Annotated in this window: 23 protein-coding genes; 21 read left to right on the top strand and 2 right to left on the bottom strand. The window is 67.1% G+C overall.

Annotated features, from left to right (window positions below):
- The first annotated feature begins 18 nt into the window (after window positions 1-18).
- The 13 genes from leuB to FHW81_RS05910 all read left to right on the top strand — a co-directional run bounded on the left by leuB (window position 19) and on the right by FHW81_RS05910 (window position 15,358).
- Entirely contained in the window at window positions 19-1,101 is a 1,083-nt protein-coding gene (gene leuB / locus FHW81_RS05850; protein ID WP_003091395.1) for a 3-isopropylmalate dehydrogenase, read from the top strand.
- A gap of 69 nt (window positions 1,102-1,170) precedes the next feature.
- Window positions 1,171-2,283 carry an aspartate-semialdehyde dehydrogenase gene (gene asd, locus FHW81_RS05855; protein ID WP_003111187.1) on the top strand — a complete coding sequence of 371 codons (1,113 nt, stop codon included), beginning with the start codon at window positions 1,171-1,173 and terminating at the stop codon, window positions 2,281-2,283.
- Between the two features lie 101 nt (window positions 2,284-2,384).
- A complete protein-coding gene (locus FHW81_RS05860) occupies window positions 2,385-3,395 on the top strand; it encodes an aspartate-semialdehyde dehydrogenase (protein ID WP_003115016.1) in 1,011 nt (336 codons plus the stop codon).
- A 168-nt stretch (window positions 3,396-3,563) separates the two neighbouring features.
- Window positions 3,564-6,323 (top strand): motility hub landmark protein FimV, encoded by a 2,760-nt coding sequence (gene fimV / locus FHW81_RS05865; RefSeq protein ID WP_023091154.1) that lies wholly within the window; start codon window positions 3,564-3,566, stop codon window positions 6,321-6,323.
- Window positions 6,324-6,344: 21 nt separating this feature from the next.
- Window positions 6,345-7,202, top strand: coding sequence for a tRNA pseudouridine(38-40) synthase TruA (gene truA / locus FHW81_RS05870; RefSeq protein WP_003091390.1), 858 nt, complete (start codon window positions 6,345-6,347; stop codon window positions 7,200-7,202).
- Window positions 7,203-7,291: 89 nt separating this feature from the next.
- Window positions 7,292-7,927, top strand: a complete 636-nt coding sequence (locus tag FHW81_RS05875; RefSeq protein ID WP_003116445.1) for a phosphoribosylanthranilate isomerase — start codon at window positions 7,292-7,294, stop codon at window positions 7,925-7,927.
- A gap of 268 nt (window positions 7,928-8,195) precedes the next feature.
- Window positions 8,196-9,068, top strand: a complete 873-nt coding sequence (gene accD / locus FHW81_RS05880) for an acetyl-CoA carboxylase, carboxyltransferase subunit beta (RefSeq protein ID WP_003104199.1) — start codon at window positions 8,196-8,198, stop codon at window positions 9,066-9,068.
- Complete coding sequence (gene folC, locus FHW81_RS05885; protein WP_003104198.1) at window positions 9,065-10,354, top strand: bifunctional tetrahydrofolate synthase/dihydrofolate synthase; 1,290 nt, start codon at window positions 9,065-9,067, stop codon at window positions 10,352-10,354. The genes accD and folC overlap by 4 nt, the downstream gene beginning before the upstream one ends.
- A gap of 3 nt (window positions 10,355-10,357) precedes the next feature.
- Complete coding sequence (locus FHW81_RS05890; RefSeq protein ID WP_016253172.1) at window positions 10,358-11,023, top strand: SPOR domain-containing protein; 666 nt, start codon at window positions 10,358-10,360, stop codon at window positions 11,021-11,023.
- Between the two features lie 73 nt (window positions 11,024-11,096).
- Window positions 11,097-11,639, top strand: coding sequence for a CvpA family protein (locus tag FHW81_RS05895; RefSeq protein ID WP_003113932.1), 543 nt, complete (start codon window positions 11,097-11,099; stop codon window positions 11,637-11,639).
- 221 nt (window positions 11,640-11,860) lie between these two features.
- A complete protein-coding gene (purF, locus tag FHW81_RS05900) occupies window positions 11,861-13,366 on the top strand; it encodes an amidophosphoribosyltransferase (RefSeq protein ID WP_023091155.1) in 1,506 nt (501 codons plus the stop codon).
- 16 nt (window positions 13,367-13,382) lie between these two features.
- Window positions 13,383-14,594, top strand: a complete 1,212-nt coding sequence (locus FHW81_RS05905; RefSeq protein WP_003113933.1) for an O-succinylhomoserine sulfhydrylase — start codon at window positions 13,383-13,385, stop codon at window positions 14,592-14,594.
- Window positions 14,591-15,358, top strand: a complete 768-nt coding sequence (locus FHW81_RS05910; RefSeq protein ID WP_003103539.1) for an SDR family oxidoreductase — start codon at window positions 14,591-14,593, stop codon at window positions 15,356-15,358. The genes FHW81_RS05905 and FHW81_RS05910 overlap by 4 nt, the downstream gene beginning before the upstream one ends.
- Window positions 15,359-15,444: 86 nt before the next feature.
- Here the strand turns inward: FHW81_RS05910 and xcpQ are convergent, their stop codons facing one another.
- The gene (gene xcpQ / locus FHW81_RS05915; RefSeq protein ID WP_003103536.1) at window positions 15,445-17,421 is read right to left on the bottom strand and encodes a GspD family T2SS secretin variant XcpQ; all 1,977 of its coding nucleotides are present in this window, start codon (window positions 17,419-17,421) and stop codon (window positions 15,445-15,447) included.
- A 4-nt stretch (window positions 17,422-17,425) separates the two neighbouring features.
- Window positions 17,426-18,133, bottom strand: coding sequence for a type II secretion system protein N (xcpP, locus tag FHW81_RS05920; RefSeq protein ID WP_003119750.1), 708 nt, complete (start codon window positions 18,131-18,133; stop codon window positions 17,426-17,428).
- 219 nt (window positions 18,134-18,352) lie between these two features.
- On the opposite strand from xcpP, the gene xcpR reads away from it, so the two are divergent.
- Genes xcpR through xcpY form a run of 8 tightly spaced genes read left to right on the top strand, consistent with a single transcriptional unit; the run spans window position 18,353 to window position 25,293 of the window.
- A complete protein-coding gene (xcpR, locus tag FHW81_RS05925; RefSeq protein WP_003091377.1) occupies window positions 18,353-19,861 on the top strand; it encodes a GspE family T2SS ATPase variant XcpR in 1,509 nt (502 codons plus the stop codon).
- Window positions 19,861-21,078 (top strand): GspF family T2SS innner membrane protein variant XcpS, encoded by a 1,218-nt coding sequence (gene xcpS, locus FHW81_RS05930; RefSeq protein WP_003091376.1) that lies wholly within the window; start codon window positions 19,861-19,863, stop codon window positions 21,076-21,078. The genes xcpR and xcpS overlap by 1 nt, the downstream gene beginning before the upstream one ends.
- A 4-nt stretch (window positions 21,079-21,082) precedes the next feature.
- Window positions 21,083-21,529 (top strand): GspG family T2SS major pseudopilin variant XcpT, encoded by a 447-nt coding sequence (gene xcpT / locus FHW81_RS05935; protein WP_003119751.1) that lies wholly within the window; start codon window positions 21,083-21,085, stop codon window positions 21,527-21,529.
- Window positions 21,530-21,535: 6 nt separating this feature from the next.
- Window positions 21,536-22,054 carry a GspH family T2SS minor pseudopilin variant XcpU gene (xcpU, locus tag FHW81_RS05940; RefSeq protein ID WP_003103530.1) on the top strand — a complete coding sequence of 173 codons (519 nt, stop codon included), beginning with the start codon at window positions 21,536-21,538 and terminating at the stop codon, window positions 22,052-22,054.
- Window positions 22,051-22,440: a GspI family T2SS minor pseudopilin variant XcpV gene (gene xcpV, locus FHW81_RS05945; protein ID WP_003103528.1), complete on the top strand. Its 390-nt coding sequence runs from the start codon at window positions 22,051-22,053 to the stop codon at window positions 22,438-22,440. The genes xcpU and xcpV overlap by 4 nt, the downstream gene beginning before the upstream one ends.
- Complete coding sequence (xcpW, locus tag FHW81_RS05950) at window positions 22,437-23,150, top strand: GspJ family T2SS minor pseudopilin variant XcpW (RefSeq protein ID WP_003110067.1); 714 nt, start codon at window positions 22,437-22,439, stop codon at window positions 23,148-23,150. Before xcpV ends, xcpW begins: the two co-directional genes overlap by 4 nt.
- Entirely contained in the window at window positions 23,147-24,148 is a 1,002-nt protein-coding gene (xcpX, locus tag FHW81_RS05955; protein WP_003103524.1) for a GspK family T2SS minor pseudopilin variant XcpX, read from the top strand. The genes xcpW and xcpX overlap by 4 nt, the downstream gene beginning before the upstream one ends.
- Window positions 24,145-25,293: a GspL family type II secretion system protein XcpY gene (xcpY, locus tag FHW81_RS05960; protein ID WP_003103522.1), complete on the top strand. Its 1,149-nt coding sequence runs from the start codon at window positions 24,145-24,147 to the stop codon at window positions 25,291-25,293. The genes xcpX and xcpY overlap by 4 nt, the downstream gene beginning before the upstream one ends.
- Window position 25,294: the final 1 nt, after the last annotated feature.

Consider the following 25,294-nt stretch of genomic DNA (forward strand, 5'->3'; position numbering starts at 1 on the left):
GAAGGACAAGAGGGTGTTATGAGCAAGCAGATCCTGGTTCTCCCCGGTGACGGTATCGGCCCGGAAATCATGGCGGAAGCGGTCAAGGTGCTGGAACTGGCCAACGACAGGTTCCAGCTCGGCTTCGAACTGGCCGAGGACGTCATCGGTGGCGCGGCCATCGACAAGCACGGCGTGCCGCTGGCCGACCAGACCCTGCAGCGCGCGCGCCAGGCCGATGCGGTGCTGCTGGGCGCGGTAGGGGGGCCGAAGTGGGACAGGATCGAACGCGATATCCGTCCCGAGCGCGGTCTGCTGAAGATTCGCTCGCAACTGGGCCTGTTCGCCAACCTGCGTCCGGCCATCCTCTATCCGCAACTGGCCGCGGCCTCCAGCCTGAAGCCGGAAGTGGTCGCCGGGCTGGACATCCTCATCGTCCGCGAACTGACCGGCGGCATCTACTTCGGCCAGCCCCGCGAGCAGCGCGTGCTGGAGAACGGCGAGCGCCAGGCCTACGACACCCTGCCGTACAGCGAGAGCGAAATCCGTCGTATCGCCCGCGTCGGTTTCGACATGGCCCGCGTACGCAACAACAGGCTCTGCTCGGTGGACAAGGCCAACGTCCTCGCCTCCAGCCAACTGTGGCGGGAAGTGGTGGAAGAGGTGGCGAAGGACTACCCGGACGTCGAGCTTTCCCATATGTACGTGGATAACGCCGCCATGCAACTGGTGCGCGCGCCCAAGCAGTTCGACGTGATGGTCACCGACAACATGTTCGGCGACATCCTGTCGGATGAGGCTTCCATGCTGACCGGTTCCATCGGCATGCTGCCTTCTGCCTCGCTCGACGCGAACAACAAGGGCATGTACGAACCCTGCCACGGTTCCGCCCCGGACATCGCCGGTCAGGGCATCGCCAACCCGTTGGCGACCATCCTCTCGGTCTCGATGATGTTGCGCTACAGCTTCAGCCAGGCGACCGCCGCCGACGCCATCGAGCAGGCGGTGAGCAAGGTCCTCGATCAGGGGCTGCGCACCGGCGACATCTGGTCCGAAGGCTGCCGCAAGGTCGGCACCCGGGAAATGGGCGATGCCGTAGTCGCGGCACTCAAGAATCTGTAATCTGACGGGCTTGGCCGGCGCCATGATGGCTGCCGGCCAGCTCACTTCTCTCATATAGGTGTAGTTGCGATGAAGCGTGTAGGTCTGATCGGTTGGCGCGGGATGGTGGGTTCCGTACTCATGCAGCGGATGCTGGAAGAGCGGGACTTCGACCTGATCGAGCCGGTGTTCTTCACCACGTCGAACGTCGGTGGCCAGGGCCCGGAAGTGGGCAAGGACATCGCTCCGCTGAAGGACGCCTACAGCATCGACGAGCTGAAGACCCTCGACGTGATCCTGACCTGCCAGGGCGGCGACTACACCAGCGAAGTATTCCCCAAGCTGCGCGAGGCCGGCTGGCAGGGCTACTGGATCGATGCCGCCTCCAGCCTGCGCATGGAAGACGACGCGGTGATCGTCCTCGACCCGGTCAACCGCAAGGTCATCGACCAGGCTCTGGACGCCGGCACCCGCAACTACATCGGCGGCAACTGCACCGTCAGCCTGATGCTGATGGCCCTGGGTGGGCTGTTCGACGCCGGCCTGGTCGAGTGGATGAGTGCCATGACCTACCAGGCCGCCTCCGGCGCCGGCGCGCAGAACATGCGTGAACTGCTCAAGCAGATGGGCGCCGCCCATGCATCGGTGGCGGATGACCTGGCCAACCCGGCCAGCGCGATCCTCGACATCGACCGCAAGGTGGCGGAGACCCTGCGCAGCGAAGCCTTCCCCACCGAGCATTTCGGCGCGCCGCTGGGCGGCAGCCTGATCCCCTGGATCGACAAGGAACTGCCCAACGGGCAGAGCCGCGAAGAGTGGAAGGCCCAGGCGGAGACCAACAAGATCCTCGCCCGCTTCAAGAACCCGATCCCGGTCGACGGTATCTGCGTGCGCGTCGGCGCCATGCGTTGCCACAGCCAGGCGCTGACCATCAAGTTGAACAAGGATGTGCCGCTGACCGACATCGAGGGCCTGATCAGCCAGCACAATCCCTGGGTCAAGCTGGTGCCGAACCACCGCGAGGTAAGCGTGCGCGAGCTGACCCCGGCCGCCGTCACCGGCACCCTGAGCGTTCCGGTCGGGCGCCTGCGCAAGTTGAACATGGGCTCCCAGTATCTCGGCGCCTTCACCGTCGGCGACCAGTTGCTGTGGGGCGCTGCCGAGCCGCTGCGGCGCATGTTGCGCATCCTGCTGGAGCGCTGATCGATCCGGCGCCGTCCGCAATGGGCGGCGCCTCGATTGCCTGGGCGAAGGTGGGCAAGTAAAGTGCCACGCCTATTTCGCAGACCGCCGAGGCTTTTCCCATGTCCCAGCCCCTCAATGTCGCAGTCGTAGGCGCCACCGGATCGGTTGGCGAGGCTCTGGTCGGTCTCCTCGACGAACGCGACTTCCCGCTTCATCGTCTGCACCTGCTGGCCAGCGCCGAGTCGGCCGGGCAGCGCATGGGTTTCGCCGAAAGCAGCCTGCGCGTCGGCGATGTCGATAGCTTCGATTTTTCCAGTGTCGGCCTGGCCTTCTTCGCCGCGGCAGCCGAGGTGTCGCGTGCCCATGCCGAGCGCGCCCGCGCGGCGGGTTGTTCGGTGATCGACCTGAGCGGCGCCCTGGAACCGAGCGTCGCACCGCCGGTCATGGTTTCGGTGAATGCCGAACGCCTGGCCTCGCAAGCGGCGCCGTTCCTTTTGTCCAGTCCTTGCGCCGTAGCCGCCGAACTGTGCGAAGTGCTGGCGCCACTCCTGGCCACGCTGGATTGCCGGCAACTGAACCTGACAGCCTGCCTCTCCGTCTCCAGCCTGGGGCGCGAAGGGGTCAAGGAACTCGCCCGGCAGACCGCCGAACTGCTCAATGCGCGCCCCCTGGAGCCGCGTCTCTTCGACCGCCAGATCGCCTTCAACCTGCTCGCGCAGGTCGGAGCGGTGGATGCCGAGGGACACAGCGCGATCGAGCGGCGCATCTTCGCGGAGGTGCAGGCCTTGCTTGGCGAGCGTATCGGACCGTTGAACGTTACCTGCATCCAGGCGCCGGTATTCTTCGGCGATAGCCTCAGCGTGACCCTGCAGTGTGCGGAACCGGTGGACCTGGCCGCGGTGACGCGGGTCCTCGATGCGACGAAAGGTATCGAATGGGTCGGCGAGGGCGATTATCCGACGGTGGTCGGCGATGCCCTCGGCCAGGACGAGACCTATGTCGGCCGGGTGAGGGCGGGGCAGGCTGATCCCTGTCAGGTCAATTTGTGGATTGTGTCTGATAATGTGCGAAAAGGTGCCGCGCTGAATGCCGTGCTCCTGGGTGAGTTGTTGATAAAACACTATCTGTAAAAGATACTTACCCACAGATTTGTAGAATTATTCGAGCTTGTTAATACTGGTTCGATCCGCTGCTGCCGGGGAGCGTCCGTCCATGCATGGCTGGGCGAGCGGACAGCAAGCACCGACGCACTCCCTCTCGTGAAACGAGAAAAGATATTAAAACCAAGGGATTACACTATGGTTCGGCTTCGTACACTGGTTCGGGCAATCGCGGCGGCCTCGGTCCTGACTTCCGGCATGGCGCATGGATTGGGACTGGGGGAAATCACCCTGAAGTCGGCGTTGAACCAACCGTTGGATGCCGAGATCGAGCTGCTCGAAGTTCGTGACCTGGGTTCGGGCGAGGTGATCCCGAGCCTGGCGTCGCCGGAAGAGTTCAGCAAGGCGGGCGTCGATCGCCTGTACTACCTCACCGACCTGAAGTTCACGCCGGTGGTGAAGCCCAACGGCAAGAGCGTCATTCGCGTGACCTCGTCGAAGCCGGTGCAGGAGCCCTACCTGAACTTCCTGGTCCAGGTGCTCTGGCCGAACGGCCGCCTGCTGCGCGAGTACACCGTCCTGCTGGATCCGCCGCTGTACTCCCCGCAGGCCGCGGCAAGCGCTCCGCAAGCGCCGGTCAGCGCGCCGCGCGCGACCGGCGCCCCGCGAGCCCCGCAGGCTCCGGCTCCGGTGCGTACCACCGCGCCGGCAGGCAGCGACACCTATCGCACCGTTTCCAACGACACGCTCTGGGAGATCGCCCAGCGCAACCGTACCGATCGCGTTTCCGTACCCCAGGCGATGCTCGCGTTCCAGGAGCTGAATCCGGGCGCCTTCGTCGATGGCAACATCAACCGGCTGAAGAGCGGCCAGGTCCTGCGCATTCCCACCGAACAGCAGATGCTGGAGCGCTCGCCGCGCGAGGCGCTGTCCCAGGTGCAGGCGCAGAACCAGAGCTGGCGCGGCAGCCGCAATCCGGCCGCGGGCAGCGCTGGCGCCAGGCAGTTGGATGCGACCCAGCGCAATGCCGCCGGGTCGGCGCCATCCAAGGTCGACGCCACGGACAACCTGCGCCTGGTGTCTGGCGAGGGCAAGGCCAGCAAGGGTGCCGACAAGGGCGGGAAGGGCGACAGCAAGGCGATCGCCGATACCCTGGCGGTGACCAAGGAAAGCCTCGACAGCACTCGCCGCGAGAACGAAGAACTGCAGAGTCGCATGCAGGATCTGCAGAGCCAGCTGGACAAGCTGCAGAAGTTGATCCAGCTGAAGGACGCCCAGTTGGCCAAGCTGCAAGGGCAGTTGGGCGCCGAAGGCCAGGGCGCAGCCCAGCCGAACGCAGCCCTGCCGGATGCGTCCCAGCCCAATGCAGCCGCGCAGGCACCGGCTCAGCCCGGGACTCCCGCTGCGGCAGCGCCGACTCCTGCTCCGGCCGGAGACGCACCCGCCGCTCCGGCGCAACCTCCGGTGGCGCCGCCGCCCGCGCCAGCTGCCGAGAAGCCTCCGGCACCTGCCGTTCCGGCGCCCGCTCCGGTACAGGCGGCAGAGCAGCCGGCACCGAGCTTCCTCGACGAACTGCTGGCCAACCCGCTGTGGTTGGCGGTGATCGGCGGTAGCGCACTGCTGGCGTTGCTGGTGCTGCTGATGATCCTGTCGCGGCGCAATGCGCAGAAAGAGAAGGAAGAAGCCCAGGCTTTCGCCGCGGATGCCGGCGAGGAACAGGAGGATGCGCTGGACCTGGGAAAGGACGGCTTCGACGACCTGACCCTCGACGAGCCTGAGCCGCAGGTCGCAGCCGCTGCGCCGCAGGTCGAGAAGACCACCGCGCAGACTTCCGATGCTCTGGGCGAGGCCGACATCTATATCGCCTACGGGCGTTTCAACCAGGCCGCCGAACTGTTGCAGAACGCCATCTACGACGAGCCGCAGCGCACCGACCTGCGCCTCAAGCTGATGGAAGTCTATGCCGAGATGGGCGATCGCGAAGGTTTCGCTCGCCAGGAAAACGAGCTGCGCGAAATCGGCGGCGCACAGCCGCAGGTCGAGCAGCTCAAGTCGCGCTATCCGGCAATGGTCGCGGTCGCCGCGGTTGCCGGCCTGGCCGGCGCCAAGCTGGCGCAGGACGAGCTGGATAGCTTCAGCCTTGACGACCTGTCGCTCGACGACAGCGGTCACGCGGCCAAGCCGGATGCGGCAGGACAGGATCTCGACGACGCCTTCGACCTGAGCCTGGACGACCTGGGCGGCGACGACGTGCAGGCCGACCTCAAGTCCGACAGCGGGGCGCTGGACGACCTGACCCTGGACAGCGATCTGGACCTGGCGGCCTCGACCCCGGCGGACAAGCCTGTCGACGATCTCGACTTCGGCCTGGATTTCGCGGAGTTGGCAGAGACTCCGAGCCAACCCAAGCATGACGACCTGGGCGATTTCTCCCTGGATCTCGACGCGCCGGAAGACAAGCTTTCGGACGACGACTTCCTGCTTTCGCTGAACGACGAAGTGCCCGCCGCGGCGCCTGCCGACAACGAATTCACCCTCGATACCGAGGCTGCCGAAGAGCCGGCGTTGTCCCTGCCGGACGACTTCGACCTGTCGCTGGCCGACGAGCCGACGGAGCCGGCCGCTCCGGAGAAGGGCGAGGACAGTTTCGCCGCCCAGTTGGACGAGGTGAGTGCGCAGTTGGACGAGTTGGCCAGCAACCTTGACGAGCCGAAGAGCGCGACGCCGAGTTTCTCCGCCGAGGATGCAGCGGTCGCCTCCGCCCTGGACGGAGACGCCGACGATGACTTCGACTTCCTCTCCGGTGCCGACGAAGCGGCGACCAAGCTGGATCTGGCTCGCGCCTACATCGACATGGGCGATAGCGAAGGCGCGCGCGATATCCTCGACGAAGTCCTGGCCGAAGGTAACGACAGCCAGCAGGCGGAAGCCCGCGAGTTGCTGGAGCGCCTGGCCTGATCCGGAAATGAAGCGACCCTCATGAACGATGTTGTTCCGCCAGCGGCAGCCGAATCGGCTGCCGCTGGCGTTTCCAGAATCGCCCTCGGCATCGAGTACAAGGGCTCCCGCTATCGTGGCTGGCAGCGCCAGGAAGCCGGCGTGCCTTCCGTGCAGGAAGCGCTGGAGCGCGCCTTGTCGAAGGTTGCCGCCGAGCCGGTCGGGGTGATCTGCGCCGGCCGTACCGACGCTGCCGTTCATGCCAGCGGCCAGGTGGTGCATTTCGACACCGCGGTGGAGCGCCCGTTGAAAGCATGGGTGATGGGCACCAACGCCAACCTGCCCGCGGATATCAGTGTGACCTGGGCGAGGGTGATGCCGGCGCATTTCCACGCGCGCTTCTCGGCCATGGCCCGGCGCTATCGCTACGCCATCTACAACGATCCGATCCGCCCGGCGCACCTGGCCGAGGAGGTCACCTGGAACCATCGGCCGCTGGATATCGGGCGGATGCGCGAGGCGGCCCAGGTACTGGTCGGCACCCATGACTTCACCTCGTTCCGGGCGGTGCAGTGCCAGGCCAAGTCGCCGGTCAAGACCATGCATCACGTGCGCTTGCTGGAGCATGGTCGGTTGATCGTGCTGGACATCCGCGGTAACGCTTTCCTTCACCATATGGTGCGCAACATCGCTGGCGTCCTGATGACCATCGGTGCCGGCGAGCGGCCGATCGAATGGGCGAAGGAGGTGCTCGAGGCGCGCGACCGGCGCGCCGGTGGGGTCACCGCTCACCCCTACGGACTCTATCTGGTGCGGGTGGAGTACCCCGGGGAGTTCGAGTTGCCCGAGCGCTACCTGGGGCCGCATTTCCTTTCCGGATTGCCCGATATCGTCGGCTGACGTCGAATCGGGCTTTTGCTACCATCGAGAATTCCCGCCGGACCGGCCGTCCGGCGGTTCGTCGCTCACTCGCCGAGGATTCTCCGTCGTTGCCAGCCGTTCGCATCAAGATCTGCGGTATCACCCGAGTCGAGGACGCCCTGGCCGCTGCCGCGGCGGGCGCCGATGCCATCGGCCTGGTGTTCTATGCGAAGAGCCCGCGGGCGGTGGATATCCATCGGGCGCGGGAGATCGTTCGTGCCCTGCCGCCGTTCGTGACCAGCGTCGGCCTGTTCGTCAACGCCAGCCGCTGCGAACTGGGCGAGATTCTCGATGCGGTGCCGCTGGACCTGCTGCAATTCCATGGCGACGAGCGCGCCGAGGACTGCGAGGGACATCGGCGACCCTACCTGAAGGCCCTGCGAGTGAAGCCCGGCGACGACATCGTCGGGCGCGCGGCGGCATATCCGGGAGCTGCCGGGATTCTCCTGGATACCTATGTGGAAGGCGTGCCCGGCGGCACGGGGGCGGCGTTCGACTGGTCGCTGGTGCCGACCGACCTGGGCAAACCCCTGGTGCTGGCCGGCGGTCTGACGCCGGATAACGTCGGCAGGGCAGTCGAGCAGGTCAAGCCCTACGCGGTGGACGTCAGCGGTGGCGTCGAGGCGAGCAAGGGAATCAAGGATGCGGCGAGGGTCCGCGCGTTCGTGGACGCGGTGCGTTCGCGGCGCCGCGACGAGACATGATGTGACGACGGGCGGCCCGCCGCCGTCCACTAGCGTGTCGCCGTTTCCGCGACAACGCCCGGCCGCCGATAGGGAGGCCAGATATTTCGCGATAGCCGCTCGCCGGGTATCGCCCAGGTGACCGCGCAGGCGGGGGATGGGACAGGCCGCGAAACGTTTCGCAGCCGTGGGGCCCACCGCTGCCGGCGGTCACGAAGATGAATTTGCTCAGGGACGCCGTCACCGGATCGGTGCGGCCATCCCGACCTTGCACTGGAGAACAAAGAGCATGAGCAACTGGCTGGTAGACAAGCTGATCCCTTCCATCATGCGTTCCGAGTCCCAGAAGAGTTCGGTACCGGAAGGCCTGTGGCACAAATGCCCGTCCTGCGAAGCCGTGCTGTACCGTCCGGAGCTGGAAAAGACCCTGGATGTCTGCCCGAAGTGCGATCACCACATGCGCATCAACGCGCGTACCCGCCTGGACATCTTCCTCGATGAGGACGGTCGCGAGGAGCTGGGCGCCGACCTCGAGCCGGTGGACCGCCTGAAATTCCGCGACAGCAAGAAGTACAAGGATCGCCTCGCCGCGGCACAGAAGGACACCGGCGAGAAGGACGCGCTGATCGCCATGAGCGGCAAGCTGCAGGGCATGCCGGTGGTCGCCTGCGCCTTCGAGTTCTCCTTCATGGGCGGTTCGATGGGCGCCATCGTCGGCGAGCGCTTCGTTCGCGCAGCCAACGTCGCCCTTGAGAAGCGCTGCCCGCTGATCTGCTTCTCCGCCTCCGGCGGCGCGCGCATGCAGGAAGCGCTGATCTCGCTGATGCAGATGGCCAAGACCTCGGCGGTTCTGGCGCGCCTGCGCGAAGAAGGCATCCCGTTCGTCTCGGTATTGACCGACCCGGTCTACGGCGGCGTTTCCGCCAGCCTGGCGATGCTCGGCGACGTGATCGTCGGCGAACCCAAGGCGCTGATCGGCTTCGCCGGTCCTCGCGTGATCGAGCAGACCGTCCGCGAGAAGCTTCCGGAAGGCTTCCAGCGTAGCGAGTTCCTCCTTGAGCATGGCGCCATCGACATGATCGTGCATCGTGCCGAGTTGCGGCCGCGCCTGGCCAATCTGCTGTCGGCCTTCACTCATTCGCCGAGCCCCGTATCCGCATGACCCAGCGTTCCCTGGCCGATTGGCTGAGCTATCTCGAACAACTCCATCCGACGGCCATCGACATGGGCCTGGAGCGTTCCCGCGAGGTAGCGCGCCGGCTCGGCCTGGGAAGGCCGGCGAAACGCGTGGTCACCGTTACCGGGACCAACGGCAAGGGCTCCACCTGCGCCCTGCTCGCCGAACTGCTGCGTGAGCAGGGGTTGTCGGTCGGGGTCTACAGCTCGCCGCACCTGCTGCGCTACAACGAGCGGGTGCGGATCGATGGCGTCGAGGCCGGCGATGCGCAACTGTGCGACGCCTTCTCCGCGGTGGAGGCCGCACGTGGCGAGATTTCCCTGACCTATTTCGAAATGGGCACGCTGGCCGCCTTCTGGCTGTTCGAGCGCGCCGGGCTGGACTTCGCGGTGCTGGAAGTCGGCCTTGGCGGGCGCCTGGATGCGGTCAACCTGATCGACGCCGACCTGGCGCTGATCACCAGCATCGGCCTGGACCATGCGGACTGGCTGGGCGATACCCGCGAAAGCGTGGCTTTCGAGAAAGCCGGTATCCTGCGCGCCGGCAAACCGGCCCTGTGCGGCGATCTCGATCCCCCGCAGCCATTGCTGGAGCAGGTGGCTGCGCTGGGGGCACCGCTTTACCTGCGCGGTCGCGACTACGACCTGGCGCTCGCCGATCATGGCTGGCACTGGCGCGGGCTGGCCGCGGACGGCCAGGCGCTGGCGCTGCACGATCTGCCGTTGCTCGGGTTACCCATGGAAAACGCCGCGCTGGCCCTGCAGGCCTACGCGTTGCTCGAGTTGCCCTGGCAGGCGGAGCGCCTGGCCGAGGCGCTGCGGCGGACCCGGGTGACCGGTCGCCTCGATCGCCGCGACCTGTCCTGGAACGGCCAGCCACGCCAGCTCCTGCTGGACGTCGGGCACAATCCCCAGGCCGCCCAGTACCTGGCGCAACGCCTGCGTGCCGCAGCGCCACGAGGGCGCTACCTGGCGGTCTTCGGCCTGCTGGCGGACAAAGACCTGGATGGCGTACTGGAACCCTTGACCGGCTTGGTGCAGGATTGGGCCGTTGCACCGTTGCCGACCCCGCGTTCGCGGCCGGCCGCGGAGCTGGAGGCGGCGCTGATCCTGCGCCAGGTTCCGGCGAGCAGCCATGCGGATATCGCCGCCGCCCTGGACGCGCAGTGCGCCAAGGCTACCGCGGATGATGTCATTCTGCTGTTCGGATCGTTCTATAGCGTGGCCGAAGGCCTGGAATGGCTGGCCCGTAGAACGGATAAGGGGGAGTAAATCATGGCCTTGCTGGAAAGAGGGCTGAAGCAGCGCATCGTCGGGGCGTTGGTGCTGATCGCCCTGGCGGTGATCTTCCTGCCGATGCTGTTCACCCGCGAAGACGAGTCGCGCCAGGTCGTGGTGGAAGCGCCGCCGCGCCCGCAATCGCCGGCCATGCCCAGTGTCGAGGTGCAGCCGACCGAGGTGCCGGAACTGCAGCCCGGCGAGGAAGGCATCGCTCCCGAGATCGTCGAGGAAGGCTCCCCGGCCGCCGCCGGCCAGCCCAGCCAGCCGATCGGCGGCCTGCCGGCGACCCCGCCGGCCACCCAGCCGCCCGCCCAGGCCCAGGCCCAGGCGCCGGCCGCCAGCCTGCCGCCAAGCCAGCCGCAACCGCCCGCTGCGCCGCCGAGCCCGCCGCCCGCGGAGAAGCGCCTGGACGCCAACAACCTGCCGCAGAGCTGGTCGGTACAGCTTGCCAGCCTGTCCAACCGGGCGCGCGCCGAGGAATTGCAGAAGACCCTGCGCTCCCAGGGCTACAACGCCTACATCCGCAGCTTCGACGGGATGAACCGGGTCTTCGTCGGGCCGGTGATCCAGCGCGCCGAGGCGGATCGCCTGCGCGACCAGTTGAGCAAGCAGCAGAAGCTCAACGGCTTCGTCGTGCGCTTCCAGCCGGAACGCGGTTGACCGCGACCCGCGGCTTACCGTCGCGGGCGCGCTCTGCTAAAATGCAGCGCCTTTTCTGCTTGTGGGCTGCATAGTGGCATTTACCTGGGTCGATTGGACGATGGTCGCCATCATCGTCGTTTCCAGCCTGATCAGTCTGAGTCGCGGCTTCGTCAAGGAAGCCTTGTCCCTGCTTACCTGGATAGTCGCCGGCGCGGTGGCCTGGATGTTCGGCGGGGCGCTGGCGCAGCACCTGGGCGAGTACATCCAGACCCCCTCGGCCCGCATCATCGCAGCCTGCGCGCTGCTGTTCATCGCGACCCTGCTGCTCGGGGCGCTGGTCAACTACCTCATCGGCGAACTGATCCGGGTCACCGGCCTCTCCGGCACCGACCGCTTCCTCGGCATGGTCTTCGGCGGTGCGCGCGGCGTACTGCTGGTCGTGCTGCTGGTCGGCCTGCTCAGCCTGGCCCCGGTACAGCAGGACCCTTGGTGGCAGCAGTCGGTGCTGATGCCGCATTTCCTGATGGTTGCCGACTGGTCGAAGAACTTCATTCTCGGTTTCGCCGGCCAGTGGTTGCCGGCCGCACCGATAACGCCGCCGAGCGGCATCGGCGGGCTGCTTCCCAGCCAGTGATTTTGGCGGGACACTGGCCGAGGCCGGGTCCCGCGGTTTTCCAGGGCGGCGCGTCGATGGCGCGGCGCCGGCGGCACAGGACGTGCCGCGAGCCAGTCGGCGGCGAAGGTCGCCGATTCGCGGGAGCCAGCGGCCCACAGGCCCTGGTCAGCTCGATGGTCCGGGACGGACCGATCGCGCTTCCCATCTTTCCAGCTTGAGCCAAGTAGGGGTTGCGTCACATGTGTGGCATCGTCGGTATCGTGGGCAAGTCGAACGTCAATCAGGCGCTGTATGACGCGCTCACCGTCCTCCAACATCGCGGCCAGGACGCTGCCGGTATCGTCACCTGCCATGACGATAAGCTGTACCTGCGCAAGGACAACGGCCTGGTCCGCGACGTCTTCCAGCAGCGCCACATGCAGCGCCTGATCGGCAGCGTCGGCATCGGCCATGTGCGTTACCCGACCGCCGGCAGCTCCAGCTCGGCGGAAGCGCAGCCGTTCTACGTCAACTCGCCCTACGGCATCACCCTGGCGCACAACGGCAACCTGACCAATGTCGAGCAGTTGGCCAAGGAAATCTACGAATCCGACCTGCGCCACGTGAACACCAACTCCGATTCGGAAGTGCTGCTCAACGTGTTCGCCCACGAGCTGGCGGTGCGCAACAAGCTGCAGCCCACCGAGGAGGACATCTTCGCCGCGGTTTCCTGCGTGCACGACCGTTGCGTCGGCGGCTACGCGGTGGTGGCGATGATCACCGGCCATGGCATCGTCGGTTTCCGCGACCCCAATGCGATCCGTCCGATCGTCTTCGGCCAGCGGCATACCGAGAACGGCGTCGAATACATGATCGCCTCCGAGAGCGTGGCCCTGGACGTACTCGGCTTCACCCTGATCCGCGACCTGGCGCCGGGCGAGGCGGTGTACATCACCGAGGAAGGCAAGCTCTATACCCGCCAGTGCGCCAAGGCACCGAAGTACGCGCCGTGCATCTTCGAGCACGTCTACCTGGCGCGTCCGGATTCGATCATGGACGGCATCTCGGTGTACAAGGCGCGCCTGCGCATGGGCGAGAAGCTTGCCGACAAGATCCTCCGCGAGCGTCCCGACCACGACATCGACGTGGTCATCCCGATCCCCGACACCAGCCGCACCGCGGCGCTGGAACTGGCCAACCGGCTCGGCGTGAAGTTCCGCGAGGGCTTCGTCAAGAACCGCTACATCGGCCGCACCTTCATCATGCCCGGCCAGGCGGCGCGGAAGAAATCCGTGCGGCAGAAGCTCAACGCCATCGAGCTGGAGTTCCGCGGCAAGAACGTGATGCTGGTGGATGACTCCATCGTCCGCGGCACCACCTGCAAGCAGATCATCCAGATGGCCCGCGAGGCCGGGGCGAAGAACGTCTACTTCTGCTCCGCCGCGCCGGCCGTGCGCTACCCCAACGTCTACGGCATCGACATGCCGAGTGCGCACGAGCTGATCGCGCACAATCGCAGCACCGAGGACGTCAGCAAGCTGATCGGCGCCGACTGGCTGGTCTACCAGGACCTGCCCGACCTGATCGAAGCGGTCGGCGGCGGCAAGATCAAGATCGATCACTTCGACTGCGCCGTGTTCGACGGCGAGTACGTGACCGGCGACGTCAACGAGGCTTACCTGAACCGGATCGAACAGGCGCGCAACGATGCGACCAAGGCCAAGAGCCAGGCGGTCAGCGCGATCATCGATCTGTACAACGACTGACAAAGGGGAGAGCGGCATGACTCAGGACTGGGATGCCGGGCGTCTCGACAGCGACCTGGAAGGCGCGGCCTTCGACACCCTGGCGGTTCGCGCCGGGCAACGGCGGACGCCGGAGGGCGAGCACGGCGAGGCGCTGTTCACCACTTCCAGCTACGTCTTCCGCACCGCCGCCGACGCGGCCGCGCGGTTCGCCGGCGAAGTGCCGGGCAACGTCTATTCGCGCTACACCAACCCCACGGTACGCACCTTCGAGGAGCGCATCGCCGCCCTCGAAGGAGCCGAGCAGGCGGTGGCCACGGCGTCGGGCATGTCGGCGATCCTCGCCCTGGTGATGAGCCTGTGCAGCTCCGGCGACCACGTGCTGGTCTCGCGCAGCGTGTTCGGCTCGACCATCAGCCTGTTCGACAAGTACTTCAAGCGCTTCGGTATCCAGGTCGACTATCCGCCGTTGAGCGATCTCGCGGCCTGGGAGGCGGCGTGCAAGCCGAATACCAAGCTGTTCTTCGTCGAGTCGCCATCCAACCCGCTGGCCGAGCTGGTGGATATCGCCGCGCTGGCCGAGATCGCCCACGCCAAGGGTGCGCTGCTGGCGGTGGACAACTGCTTCTGCACGCCGGCCCTGCAACAGCCGCTGAAGCTCGGTGCGGACGTGGTGATCCACTCCGCGACCAAGTACATCGACGGCCAGGGCCGGGGCATGGGCGGGGTGGTCGCCGGTCGCGGCGAGCAGATGAAGGAAGTGGTCGGCTTCCTCCGCACCGCCGGACCGACCCTCAGCCCGTTCAACGCCTGGCTGTTCCTCAAGGGCCTGGAAACCCTGCGTATCCGCATGCAGGCGCACAGCGCCAGTGCCCTGGCCCTGGCCGAATGGCTGGAGCGCCAGCCGGGCATCGAGCGGGTCTACTACGCGGGCCTGCCGAGCCATCCTCAGCATGAGTTGGCCCGGCGCCAGCAGAGCGGCTTCGGCGCGGTCGTCAGCTTCGACGTGAAGGGCGGGCGCGATGCCGCCTGGCGCTTCATCGACGCTACCCGGATGGTCTCGATCACCACCAACCTGGGCGACACCAAGACCACCATCGCCCACCCGGCGACCACCTCCCACGGTCGACTGTCCCCCGAGGACCGCGCGCGCGCCGGGATCGGCGACAGCCTGATCCGGGTCGCGGTCGGCCTGGAAGACCTCGACGACCTCAAGGCCGACATGGCTCGGGGGCTGGCCGCGCTGTGATCGAACCCAACCTGCGAGGCAACGGCAAGGTCGCCCTGGTCACCGGGGCGGCCCGGGGCATTGGCCTGGGCATCAGTGCCTGGCTGATCGCCGAGGGCTGGCAGGTAGTGCTTGCCGACAACGACCGTGAACGCGGGGCCAGGGTGGCCGAGGCGCTGGGCGAGCACGCCTGGTTCGTGGCCATGGACGTGGCCCAGGAGGGCCAGGTGGCGATGAGCGTGGCCGAGGTGCTCGGTCAGTTCGGCCGCCTCGACGGCCTGGTCTGCAACGCCGCCATCGCCAATCCGCGCAATACGCCGCTGGAGGCGCTGAGTCTCGGCGAGTGGACCCGGACCCTGGCGGTCAACCTGACCGGTCCGATGCTGCTGGCCAAGTACTGCACGCCTTATCTGCGCGCGCACAATGGCGCCATCGTCAACATCGCCTCGACTCGTGCCCACCAGTCGGAGCCTGACTCCGAGGCCTACGCCGCGAGCAAGGGCGGGTTGCTGGCGCTGACCCATGCCCTGGCCGCCAGCCTGGGCCCGGATATCCGTGTCAATGCGCTCAGCCCCGGCTGGATCGATACCCGCGAGGCCGCCGAGCGCGAGGCTGCGCCGCTGACCGAGCTGGACCACGACCAGCACCTGGTCGGCCGGGTCGGAACGGTGGAGGATGTCGCGTCGCTGGTGGCTTGGCTGCTCTCCGAGGACGCCGGTTTCGTCACCGGCCAGGAATTCCTGGTCGATGGCGGCATGACCCGGAAAATGATCTACCTCGACTGAGTTGGTGGGGAGATGCGGAAAAGGCGCTGTTCCGAAAGGAGCAGCGCCTTTTTTTCGTATGAGGCCGCCTTGCCGGTATGGCGCCGTTATTCCGTCTTCAGTTCGCGCAGATCGACGGCCTGTCCATCGAACAACTGGTTGGCGTTGGTCGGCAGGATGCTGGGTCGTCCCTCCGGGCCGCGAGTGCCGTCGATGACCCGGATGTCGCTGTATTTCTTGCCCGAGAGCGCGGCGAGACCGGCGCTGTCGCGGACCACCGTAGGACGCAGGAAGACCATCAGGTTGCGCTTGGTGTGGGTGTCCTTGGTGGAACGGAACAGGCGACCGAGCAATGGGATGTCCCCGAGCAGGGGAACCTTCGACTCGGCTTGGGAAACGTCGTCCTGGATCAGGCCGCCGATCACGATCACCTGGCCGTTCTCGGCGAGGATGGTGCTCTTGATCGAGCGCTTGCTGGTGATCAGGTCGGTATTGTTGCGCTGCTGGGCGTTGGGCAGCAGGGCCGAGATCTCCTGCTCGATCTCCAGGCGCAGGGCCGCGCCGTCGTTGATGTGCGGAGTGACCTTGAGGCTGACGCCGATATCCTTGCGCTCCACGGTGGTGAACGGGTTGCTCGAACCTTCGCTGTTGGTGGTGTAGGAGCCGGTCTGGAACGGTACGTTCTGGCCGACCAGAATCTCCGCTTTCTGGTTGTCCAGGGTCAACAGGCTCGGGGTCGACAGCAGGTTGCTCTTGGTGTTGGCCGAGAGCGCGGTGACCAGCGCGCCGAAGCTGCTGCTGCCGATGCCGACGATGGCGCCGTCGGGGATGGATTCCGGTGCCTTGTTGCTCTCGAGCGATTGCAGCAGGGTGCCGATGGACAGTCCGGTATTGGCGAAGTTGGTCTTGGTTCCGCCCATGCCGCCCTTGTTGATCGCCCATTGCACGCCGACGGCATCCTGGATGTCGCCGGAGATCTCGACGATGGCCGCTTCCACCAATACCTGGGCACGCGGCACGTCGAGCTGGCGAACGATGTCTTCGAGAGCGTTGACCGTGTCCGGGTCGGCCAGCAGGACCAGGGCGTTGGTGCTTTCGTCGGCACGGATGAGGATGTTGCTCGGTCGGCCGCCGCCGGTCTGTTCGCCGCCCTGGCCGCCATTGTTCTTCATGCCTTCGGAAATCTGGCCGAGGGTTTCCGCGAGGGTCTTGGCGTCGTTGTGGCGCAGGCGGATCACCCGGGTGTTGGCTGAGCGCGCGGTCGGGGTGTCCAGCGATTGCGCCAGTTGCACCAGCTTGGCGCGCGCCTGCGGCGGGCCGAGGATGATCAGGCGGTTGGTGCGCGCGTCGGCGATCACCTGGGCGCCCGCCGCGCCCTTGGCCTGGCCGCGGCTCATGGCGTTGTTGAGCACCTCGGCGGCGTCCATCACCCAGCCGTAGCGCAGGTTGATCACGCTGTAGTCGTGGCTGCCCTTCTGGTCGAGCTGGCGGATCACGTCTTCGATTCGCGCGATATTGGCGCTGCGGTCGCTGATGATCAGCGCGTTGGCCGAGGGCACCGCGGCGAGGTGGCCATATTGTGGGACCAGCGGACGGATCAGCGGGATGAGTTCCGATACCGGGCTCTGCTGCACCTGGATCACCCGCGTCTCCAGGCGATCCGGCGCGCTCTGGCCGCCGCCGGCCTCGGTCTTGGCCTCGGCGTTGGGCACGATGCGCGCCTGGTCGCCCTGGGCAACCACGGTGAAGCCGTGGGTGCTCATCACCGAGAGGAACAACTGGTAGACCTCGCTCAACGAGAGCTGGGCCTTGGAGACCACGCTGACCTGGCCCTTGACCCGCGGGTCGACGACGAAGGTCTCGCCGGTGATTTCGGAAATCTGGTCGATGAATTCGCGGATGTCGGCATCCTTGAGGTTGATCGTCCAGTGCGCCTCCTGCTGGTTGCCGGCCGGGACGAAGGCGTTCCCGCCGCTGTTTTCGGCGTGCGCCGCCTGGATGCCGAGGGCCAGGCTGAGAAGGACGGCGGGAACGTACGAACGACTGGAAGGGGCAAACAGGGCGCGGAGCAAAGGCTGGGACATCGGGTCAGTCGCTTTCCGTAGGCGTGGTCGTGGGCTCGCTCGAGTCTTCTTCGGCGGGTTCTGCGATGGGCGTGGCTTCCATCTGCTGGCGCAAGGCGTCCAGGCGCTCGCGCAATGCTGCAGCGTTCTCATCCTGCAGGCTTTGCAGTTGTTCGATCGAGTCGTTCTCGCTTGTAATGTCGTCCGCGCTGGCCAGCAGTCCCCCGGAACGGTGGGGGAAGGGCAGGCTTTCCAGGCGCCCGCCGCGCTGCAGTTCGACGCGGTCGCGGTAGACCGCGTGCAGCTTCACGCCGTCGCTGATCTCGCCGCCGACCGCGTAGCGGTGCGGCTTGTCGCCCTGGCGCTGGATGATCGCGCTGGACAGCTTGGGATCGCTCTGGACGAAGCTGCCCTTGAGCACCAGGTCGAGGTTGGTGGCCGGTGGCGGGGCGTTGGGGTCCTGGGCGCTGGTGCCGAAGAGGCGCGCCAGGCGGGTCGGATCGCTGCGGATCGACTCGTGGCTGACCGGCGAGGCGGCGACGGCTACCGGGCTGCGTTGCAGGCGCAACCAGCCGGCCGCCTGCCAGGCGAGGCTGATGCTCATGGCGATGATCAGGGCAACAGCCAGAAGGGCCGGGGCGTACCGCTGCAGCCAGCGGGAAGAGGCGCCGGAGAAAGGCAATACATCACTCCTGGTCTTTATCGTTATGTCTGAAGATCGCCGAGGGATCATAGCAGTTCGTTGCCAGTAGGCTACCTACTTCTATCAATAGGTGTGACTGGCCGGGCCAGGCACGCTTGTGCTTAAGATAACGGCTCGCCAGGATACTTCTGCAAGAGGAACTCGGGATCGGCCGCACAAAACGACTAACAACTAACAATACTGACGGTAACCGTTCAGTGGTCATATACGACCAAGATACTTCTGTAAGGTTACCGCTATAAGGCATCCATGATGACAGCCCCATTACCCGACATCGCCGCGCCGGCCGCACCGCCACGGCGTCTGCCGTTCAGCTTCGCCAAGCGCCAGGGCCTGCTGTTCCTGTGCCTGGAGGAGCAGTACTGGCTGGCCTGCCGGCCGCAGGTGGAGCTGGCGGCGATCGCCGAGGCGCAGCGCTTCGCCGGCCGCCGCCTGCCGCTCAAGGCACTCGGCGAGGACGCCTTCAACCAGGCCCTGGCGGCCTCCTACCAGCACGATTCCTCGGCGGCCATGCAGCTCGCCGAGGACCTCGGCGGCAGCCTGGACCTCGCCGCGCTGGCCGACCAGGTCCCGGAAACCGAGGACCTGATGGAGCAGGAGGACGACGCGCCGATCATACGCCTGATCAACGCGATCCTCGGCGAGGCGATCCGCGAGAACGCCTCGGACATCCACCTGGAAACCTTCGAGAAACGCCTGGTGGTGCGCTTCCGCGTCGACGGCGTGCTGCGCGAGGTGCTGGAGCCCAAGCGCGAGCTGGCGGCCCTGCTGGTATCGCGGATCAAGGTCATGGCACGGCTGGACATCGCCGAGAAGCGTATTCCCCAGGATGGGCGGATTTCCCTGCGGGTCGGCGGGCGCGAGGTGGACATCCGCGTCTCGACCCTGCCCTCGGCCAACGGCGAACGGGTGGTGCTGCGTCTGCTCGACAAGCAGGCCGGGCGCCTGAACCTGCAGCACCTGGGCATGAGCGAGCGCGACCGCAAGCTGATGGACGAAACGGTGCGCAAGCCGCACGGCATCCTGCTGGTCACCGGCCCCACCGGCTCGGGCAAGACCACCACCCTGTACGCCAGCCTGACCACGCTCAACGACCGCACGCGGAACATCCTCACCGTCGAGGATCCGATCGAATACCACCTGGAGGGCATCGGCCAGACCCAGGTCAACGCCAAGGTCGACATGACCTTCGCCCGCGGCCTGCGGGCGATCCTCCGGCAGGACCCGGACGTGGTGATGGTCGGCGAGATCCGCGACCGGGAGACCGCCGAGATCGCGGTGCAGGCTTCGCTGACCGGCCACCTGGTGCTCTCGACCCTGCACACCAACAGCGCCATCGGCGCGATCACCCGCCTGGTGGACATGGGCATCGAGCCGTTCCTGCTGTCCTCCTCCATGCTTGGCGTGCTGGCCCAGCGCCTGGTGCGGGTGCTCTGCCCGGCGTGCAAGGAGCCCTACCGCGCCGACGAGGCCGAGTGCGCGCTGCTCGGCGTCGATCCCGCCGCGCCGCCGACCCTGCATCGCGCCCGCGGCTGCGGCGAGTGCCATCAGCATGGCTATCGCGGGCGTACCGGTATCTATGAACTGGTGGTGTTCGACGACCACATGCGCTCGCTGATCCACAACGAATCCTCCGAGCAGGAAATGACCCGGCATGCCCGCACCAGCGGACCGAGCATCCGCGACGACGGTCGGCGCAAGGTGCTGGAAGGCGTCACTACGGTCGAGGAAGTCCTGCGCGTGACCCGGGAAGAATAATGGCCGCCTTCGAATACCTCGCCCTCGACCCCAGCGGTCGCCAGCAGAAGGGCGTGCTGGAGGCGGACAGCGCGCGCCAGGTCCGCCAGTTGCTGCGCGAGCGCCAATTGGCGCCGCTCGATGTGAAGCCCACCCGTACCCGCGAGCAGAGCGGGCAGGGCGGGCGCCTGACGTTCGCCCGCGGACTGTCCGCGCGCGACCTGGCATTGGTGACCCGGCAACTGGCGACCCTGGTCCAGGCCGCGTTGCCGATCGAGGAGGCGCTGCGCGCCGCCGCGGCGCAGTCCACCTCGCAGCGCATCCAGTCGATGCTTCTCGCGGTGCGCGCCAAGGTCCTCGAAGGCCATAGCCTGGCCGGCAGCCTGCGCGAGTTTCCCACCGCCTTTCCCGAGCTGTACCGGGCGACTGTGGCTGCCGGCGAGCATGCCGGGCACCTCGGCCCGGTGCTGGAGCAACTTGCCGACTACACCGAGCAGCGCCAGCAGTCGCGGCAGAAGATCCAGCTGGCGCTGCTCTATCCGGTGATCCTGATGGTCGCTTCGCTGGCCATCGTCGGCTTCCTGCTGGGCTACGTGGTGCCCGACGTGGTCCGGGTGTTCATCGACAGCGGGCAGACCCTGCCGCTGTTGACCCGCGTGCTGATCGGCGTCAGCGACTGGGTCAAGGCCTGGGGCGCGCTGGCCTTCGTCGCGGCGATCGGCGGGGTGATCGGCTTCCGCTACGCGCTGCGCAAGGATGCCTTTCGCGAGCGCTGGCATGGCTTCCTGCTGCGCGTGCCGCTGGTCGGTCGGCTGGTGCGTTCCACCGACACCGCGCGCTTCGCCTCGACCCTGGCGATCCTCACCCGCAGCGGCGTGCCGCTGGTGGAGGCGCTGGCGATCGCCGCCGAGGTGATCGCCAACCGGATCATCCGCAACGAAGTGGTCAAGGCCGCGCAGAAGGTCCGCGAGGGCGCTAGCCTGACCCGCTCGCTGGAAGCCACCGGACAGTTCCCGCCGATGATGCTGCACATGATCGCCAGCGGCGAGCGCTCCGGCGAGCTGGACCAGATGCTGGCGCGCACCGCGCGCAACCAGGAGAACGACCTGGCGGCGCAGATCGGCCTGATGGTCGGCCTGTTCGAACCGTTCATGCTGATATTCATGGGCGCGGTGGTGCTGGTCATCGTCCTTGCCATTCTTCTTCCGATCCTTTCTCTCAACCAACTCGTGGGGTAATCGCGTGAATCAGAGCCGCCCATTGCAGCGTCGCCAACAGTCGGGCTTCACCCTGATCGAAATCATGGTCGTGGTGGTCATCCTCGGCATCCTCGCCGCCCTGGTGGTGCCGCAGGTAATGAGCCGTCCCGACCAGGCCAAGGTCACCGTGGCCAAGGGCGACATCAAGGCCATCGCTGCCGCGCTGGACATGTACAAGCTGGACAACTTCGCCTATCCGAGCACCCAGCAGGGCCTCGAGGCGCTGGTGAAGAAGCCCACCGGCAATCCGCAGCCGAAGAACTGGAACAAGGACGGCTACCTGAAGAAGCTGCCGGTCGATCCGTGGGGCAATCCCTACCAGTACCTGGCGCCGGGCACCAAGGGCCCGTTCGACCTGTATTCGCTGGGCGCCGACGGCAAGGAAGGCGGCAGCGACAACGACGCCGACATCGGTAACTGGGACAACTGACCGGACATGCGGGCTTCGCGCGGCTTCACCCTCATCGAGCTGATGGTGGTGATGGTCATCATCAGCGTGCTGATCGGCCTGGCGGTGCTCAGCACCGGCTTCGCCAGCACCTCGCGGGAGCTGGACAGCGAGGCCGAGCGGCTCGCCGGGCTGATCGGCGTGCTGACCGACGAGGCCGTGCTGGACAACCGCGAGTACGGCCTGCGCCTGGAGCGCGATGCCTACCAGGTACTGCGCTACGACGAAGCGAAGGCGCGCTGGTTGCCGGTGGCGCGCGACAGCCACCGCCTGCCGGAGTGGGCGGAGCTGACCTTCGAGCTGGACGGCCAGCCGCTGGTGCTGGCCGGCAGCAAGGGCGAGAAGGAGCAGAAGAAAGGCACCGACCAGCCGCAATTGCTGATCCTCTCCAGTGGCGAACTCAGTCCGTTCCGCCTGCGCCTGGCCGAGCGCGGACCCGAGGGGCGGGCGTTGTCGCTGAGCAGCGACGGTTTCCGCCTGCCACGGGTCGAGGTGGCGCGGCGATGAAGCGCGCGCGCGGTTTCACCCTGCTGGAAGTGCTGGTGGCCCTGGCGATCTTCGCCATGGTCGCGGCCAGCGTGCTCAGTGCCAGCGCGCGCAGCCTGCAGAACGCCTCGCGGCTGGAAGACAAGACCCTGGCGATGTGGATCGCCGACAACCGTCTCAACGAATTGCAACTGGAACAGACGCCGCCCTCCAGCGGCCGCAACCAGGGCGAGCTGGAGTTCGCCGGGCGCCGCTGGGAGTGGCGCACCCAGGTCGACAGCACCGCCGAGCAGGATATGCGGCGGGTGATCGTCTGGGTCGCGGCGAAGCCCCTTGGCCGCGAGCGTGGCAGCATCGAGGAACGCGCCGCGGCGCGCCTCGTCGGTTTCCTCGGGAGCCAGCCATGAGGCTACAGCGGGGCTTCACCCTGCTCGAGCTGCTGATCGCCATCGCCATCTTCGCCCTGCTGGCCCTGGCCACCTACCGCATGTTCGACAGCGTGATGCAGACCGACCAGGCGACTCGCGTGCAGGAGCAGCGCATGCGCGAGCTGGTGCGGGCGATGGGCGCGCTGGAGCGCGACCTGACCCAGGCGGTCGAACGTCCGGTACGCGACGAACTGGGCGATAACCGTGGCGCCTTCCTCAGCGAGGGCGAGAACGACCAGATCGTCGAATTCACCCGTGGCGGCTGGCGCAACCCGCTCGGTCAGGCGCGCTCGCGCCTGCAGCGGGTGCGCTGGTCGCTGTCCGGGGAGACCCTCGAACGCCGCTACTGGCTGGTTCTGGACCGCGCCCAGGACAGCAAGCCACGGGTGCAGCAGGTGCTGGACGGGGTTACCGCGCTGAGCTGGCGCTTCCTCGACAAGGAGCACAACTGGCAGGGCCACTGGCCGACCGACGAAGGCAGCGAGGAGGAGCGCCTGGAAAGCCTGCCGCTGGCGGTGGAGATGACCCTGGAGCACCGCCACTACGGCAAGCTGGTGCGCGTCTGGCGTCTGCTCGATCCGCCGCTCAAGCAGGACCAGCCGCAGGGCCAGCCGGGCGGCGAGAATGGCGAGAACGGCGAGGGCGGAGTGCCGCAGCCGCCGGAAGGCATGCCGGGGGCGCCGGAATGAGGCGCGGGCAGAACGGCGTCGCGCTGATCACCGTGCTGCTGGTGGTGGCGGTGGTGACCATCGTCTGCGCCGGGCTGATCATCCGCCAGCAGTTGGCGATACGCAGCAGCGCCAACCAGTTGCACGTGCGCCAGGCCTGGCACTATGCGCTGGGCGGCGAACGCCTGGCGGAAGCGGTGCTGCGCCGCGACCTGCGCCAGGGCGGCGAGAATACCCGCGAGCCGGTGGACCACCTGGGCGAGGCCTGGGCGCGACCGATGACGCCGTTCAAGCTGGACGACGGCGGCGAGCTGCGGGTGCGGATCGAGGACCCCAGCGGGCGTTTCAACCTCAACGGACTGGTGCGCAAGCGCAAGGTCAAGCCGGACTCGGTGAAGCAGTTCCGTCGCCTGCTGGCCACCCTGGGGATGAAGGAAGAGATCGTCCAGGGCTTGCCGGACCGGCTGGCCGACTGGCTCGACGCCGACCAGAATCCGCAGGGCGAGCAAGGCGCCGAGGACAACCAGTACCTGCTGGAGGCGCCGGCCTACCGCGCCGCCAACCGCAGTTTCAAGGACGTGTCCGAGCTGCGCCTGCTGAAATTGTCGGAAGCCGACTATCGACGCCTGCTGCCGTTCGTCAGCGCCTTGCCCGAAGATGCGCCGCTGAACGTGAACACTGCCAGCGTGCCGGTGCTGGCCGCCATGTTCGAGATCGATCCGGGACAGGCGGAAAACATCGTGGACGCCCGCGGTCGGGAAGGTTTCCAGAGCAAGGACGATTTCACCAAGCATCTGACCCAGTTGGGTTCGAAGACCGGAAACGTCAGTTATGCCGTCGGCACCCGCTACTTCCAGGTGATCAGCGAGGTCAGCCTGGGCGACCGCCGGCAGGTGCTGGTGAGTACCTTGCAGCGGGGCAAGGACGGCAAGATACGCGTGATGGCCCGCGACATGGGGCAGGGCGGCCTGCCCATCCCGTCGACGGGCGGCGACGATTGGAAGAAGGACGAGCGATGAGTGGAGTGAGTGCGCTGTTCCTGCCGCCCGCCAGCACGGCGGGGGCCGATGGGGAACTGGCGGTATGGTGGGTGCAGGATGGCGAGTGCCGGCGCGCGCCGTTCGCCCAGGCGCTGGCGGAGATCCGCGCGCCCTGGCGGCTGTACCTGCCGGTGGAGGCGGTGACCGCCTGCGCGGTGAACCTGCCTACACAGAAGGCGCGCTGGTTGCGCCAGTCGCTGCCGTTTGCGGTGGAGGAACAACTGGCCGACGATGTCGAGCAGATGCACCTTGCCCTTGGTCCGGCGCTGGCCGACGGCCGCCACCGGGTATTCGCCGTGCAGCGCACCTGGCTCGCCGCCTGGCTGGCGCTGGCCGAGGGCGCGGGCAAGGCACCGGCTTCGCTGCATGTCGATGCCGATTGCCTGCCGGGCGAGGGCAGTTGCCTGTTCTGGCTGGAAGAGCGCTGGTTGCTCGGCGGCAGCGGCGCCGTACGCCTGGCCTGCGGCAGCGAGGATTGGCCGGTACTGCGCGACAGTTGCCCGCCGCCGCAGCGGGCCTTCGCCGCGCAGGAGGTGGCGCCCCTGGAGGGGGTGGAAGTCCAGGCCCTGGCGGGCAATCCGCACGTCTGGCTGAGCGAGCAGCCGCTGGGCACCGACCTGGCCCAGGCCGAGTTCGCCGCGCGCCAGCAGAGCAGCCAGTGGCGCCGCTGGCGGCCGCTGCTGGGGTTGGTCGGGCTGTGGCTGGTATTGCAATGGGGCTTCACCCTGGTCCAGGCCTGGCAGTTGCAGCGCGAAGGCGACCGCTACGCGGCGCAGAGCGCAGAACTCTACCGCCAGTTGTTTCCCGAGGACCGCAAGCTGATCAACCTGCGCGCGCAGTTCGACCAGCACCTGGCCGACAGCGCCAGCAGCGGCGGCGAGGGCCAGTTGCTCGGCCTGCTTGGCCAGGCCGCCACGGTGATCGGCGGCGAGCCGACGGTGAGCGTCGAGCAACTGGACTTCAGCGCCGCTCGCGGCGACGTCGCCCTCCAGGTGCGGGCTCCCGGTTTCGACGTGCTGGAACGGCTGCGTTCGCGTCTCAGCGAGTCCGGGCTGGCGGTGCAGCTGGGTTCGGCCAGCCGCGATGGCTCGACGGTCAGCGCGCGCCTGGTGATAGGAGGTTGAG

The sequence above is a fragment of the Pseudomonas sp. RC10-4-2 genome (assembly GCF_050433085.1).
Classification (GTDB): Bacteria; Pseudomonadota; Gammaproteobacteria; order Pseudomonadales; family Pseudomonadaceae; genus Pseudomonas; species Pseudomonas aeruginosa.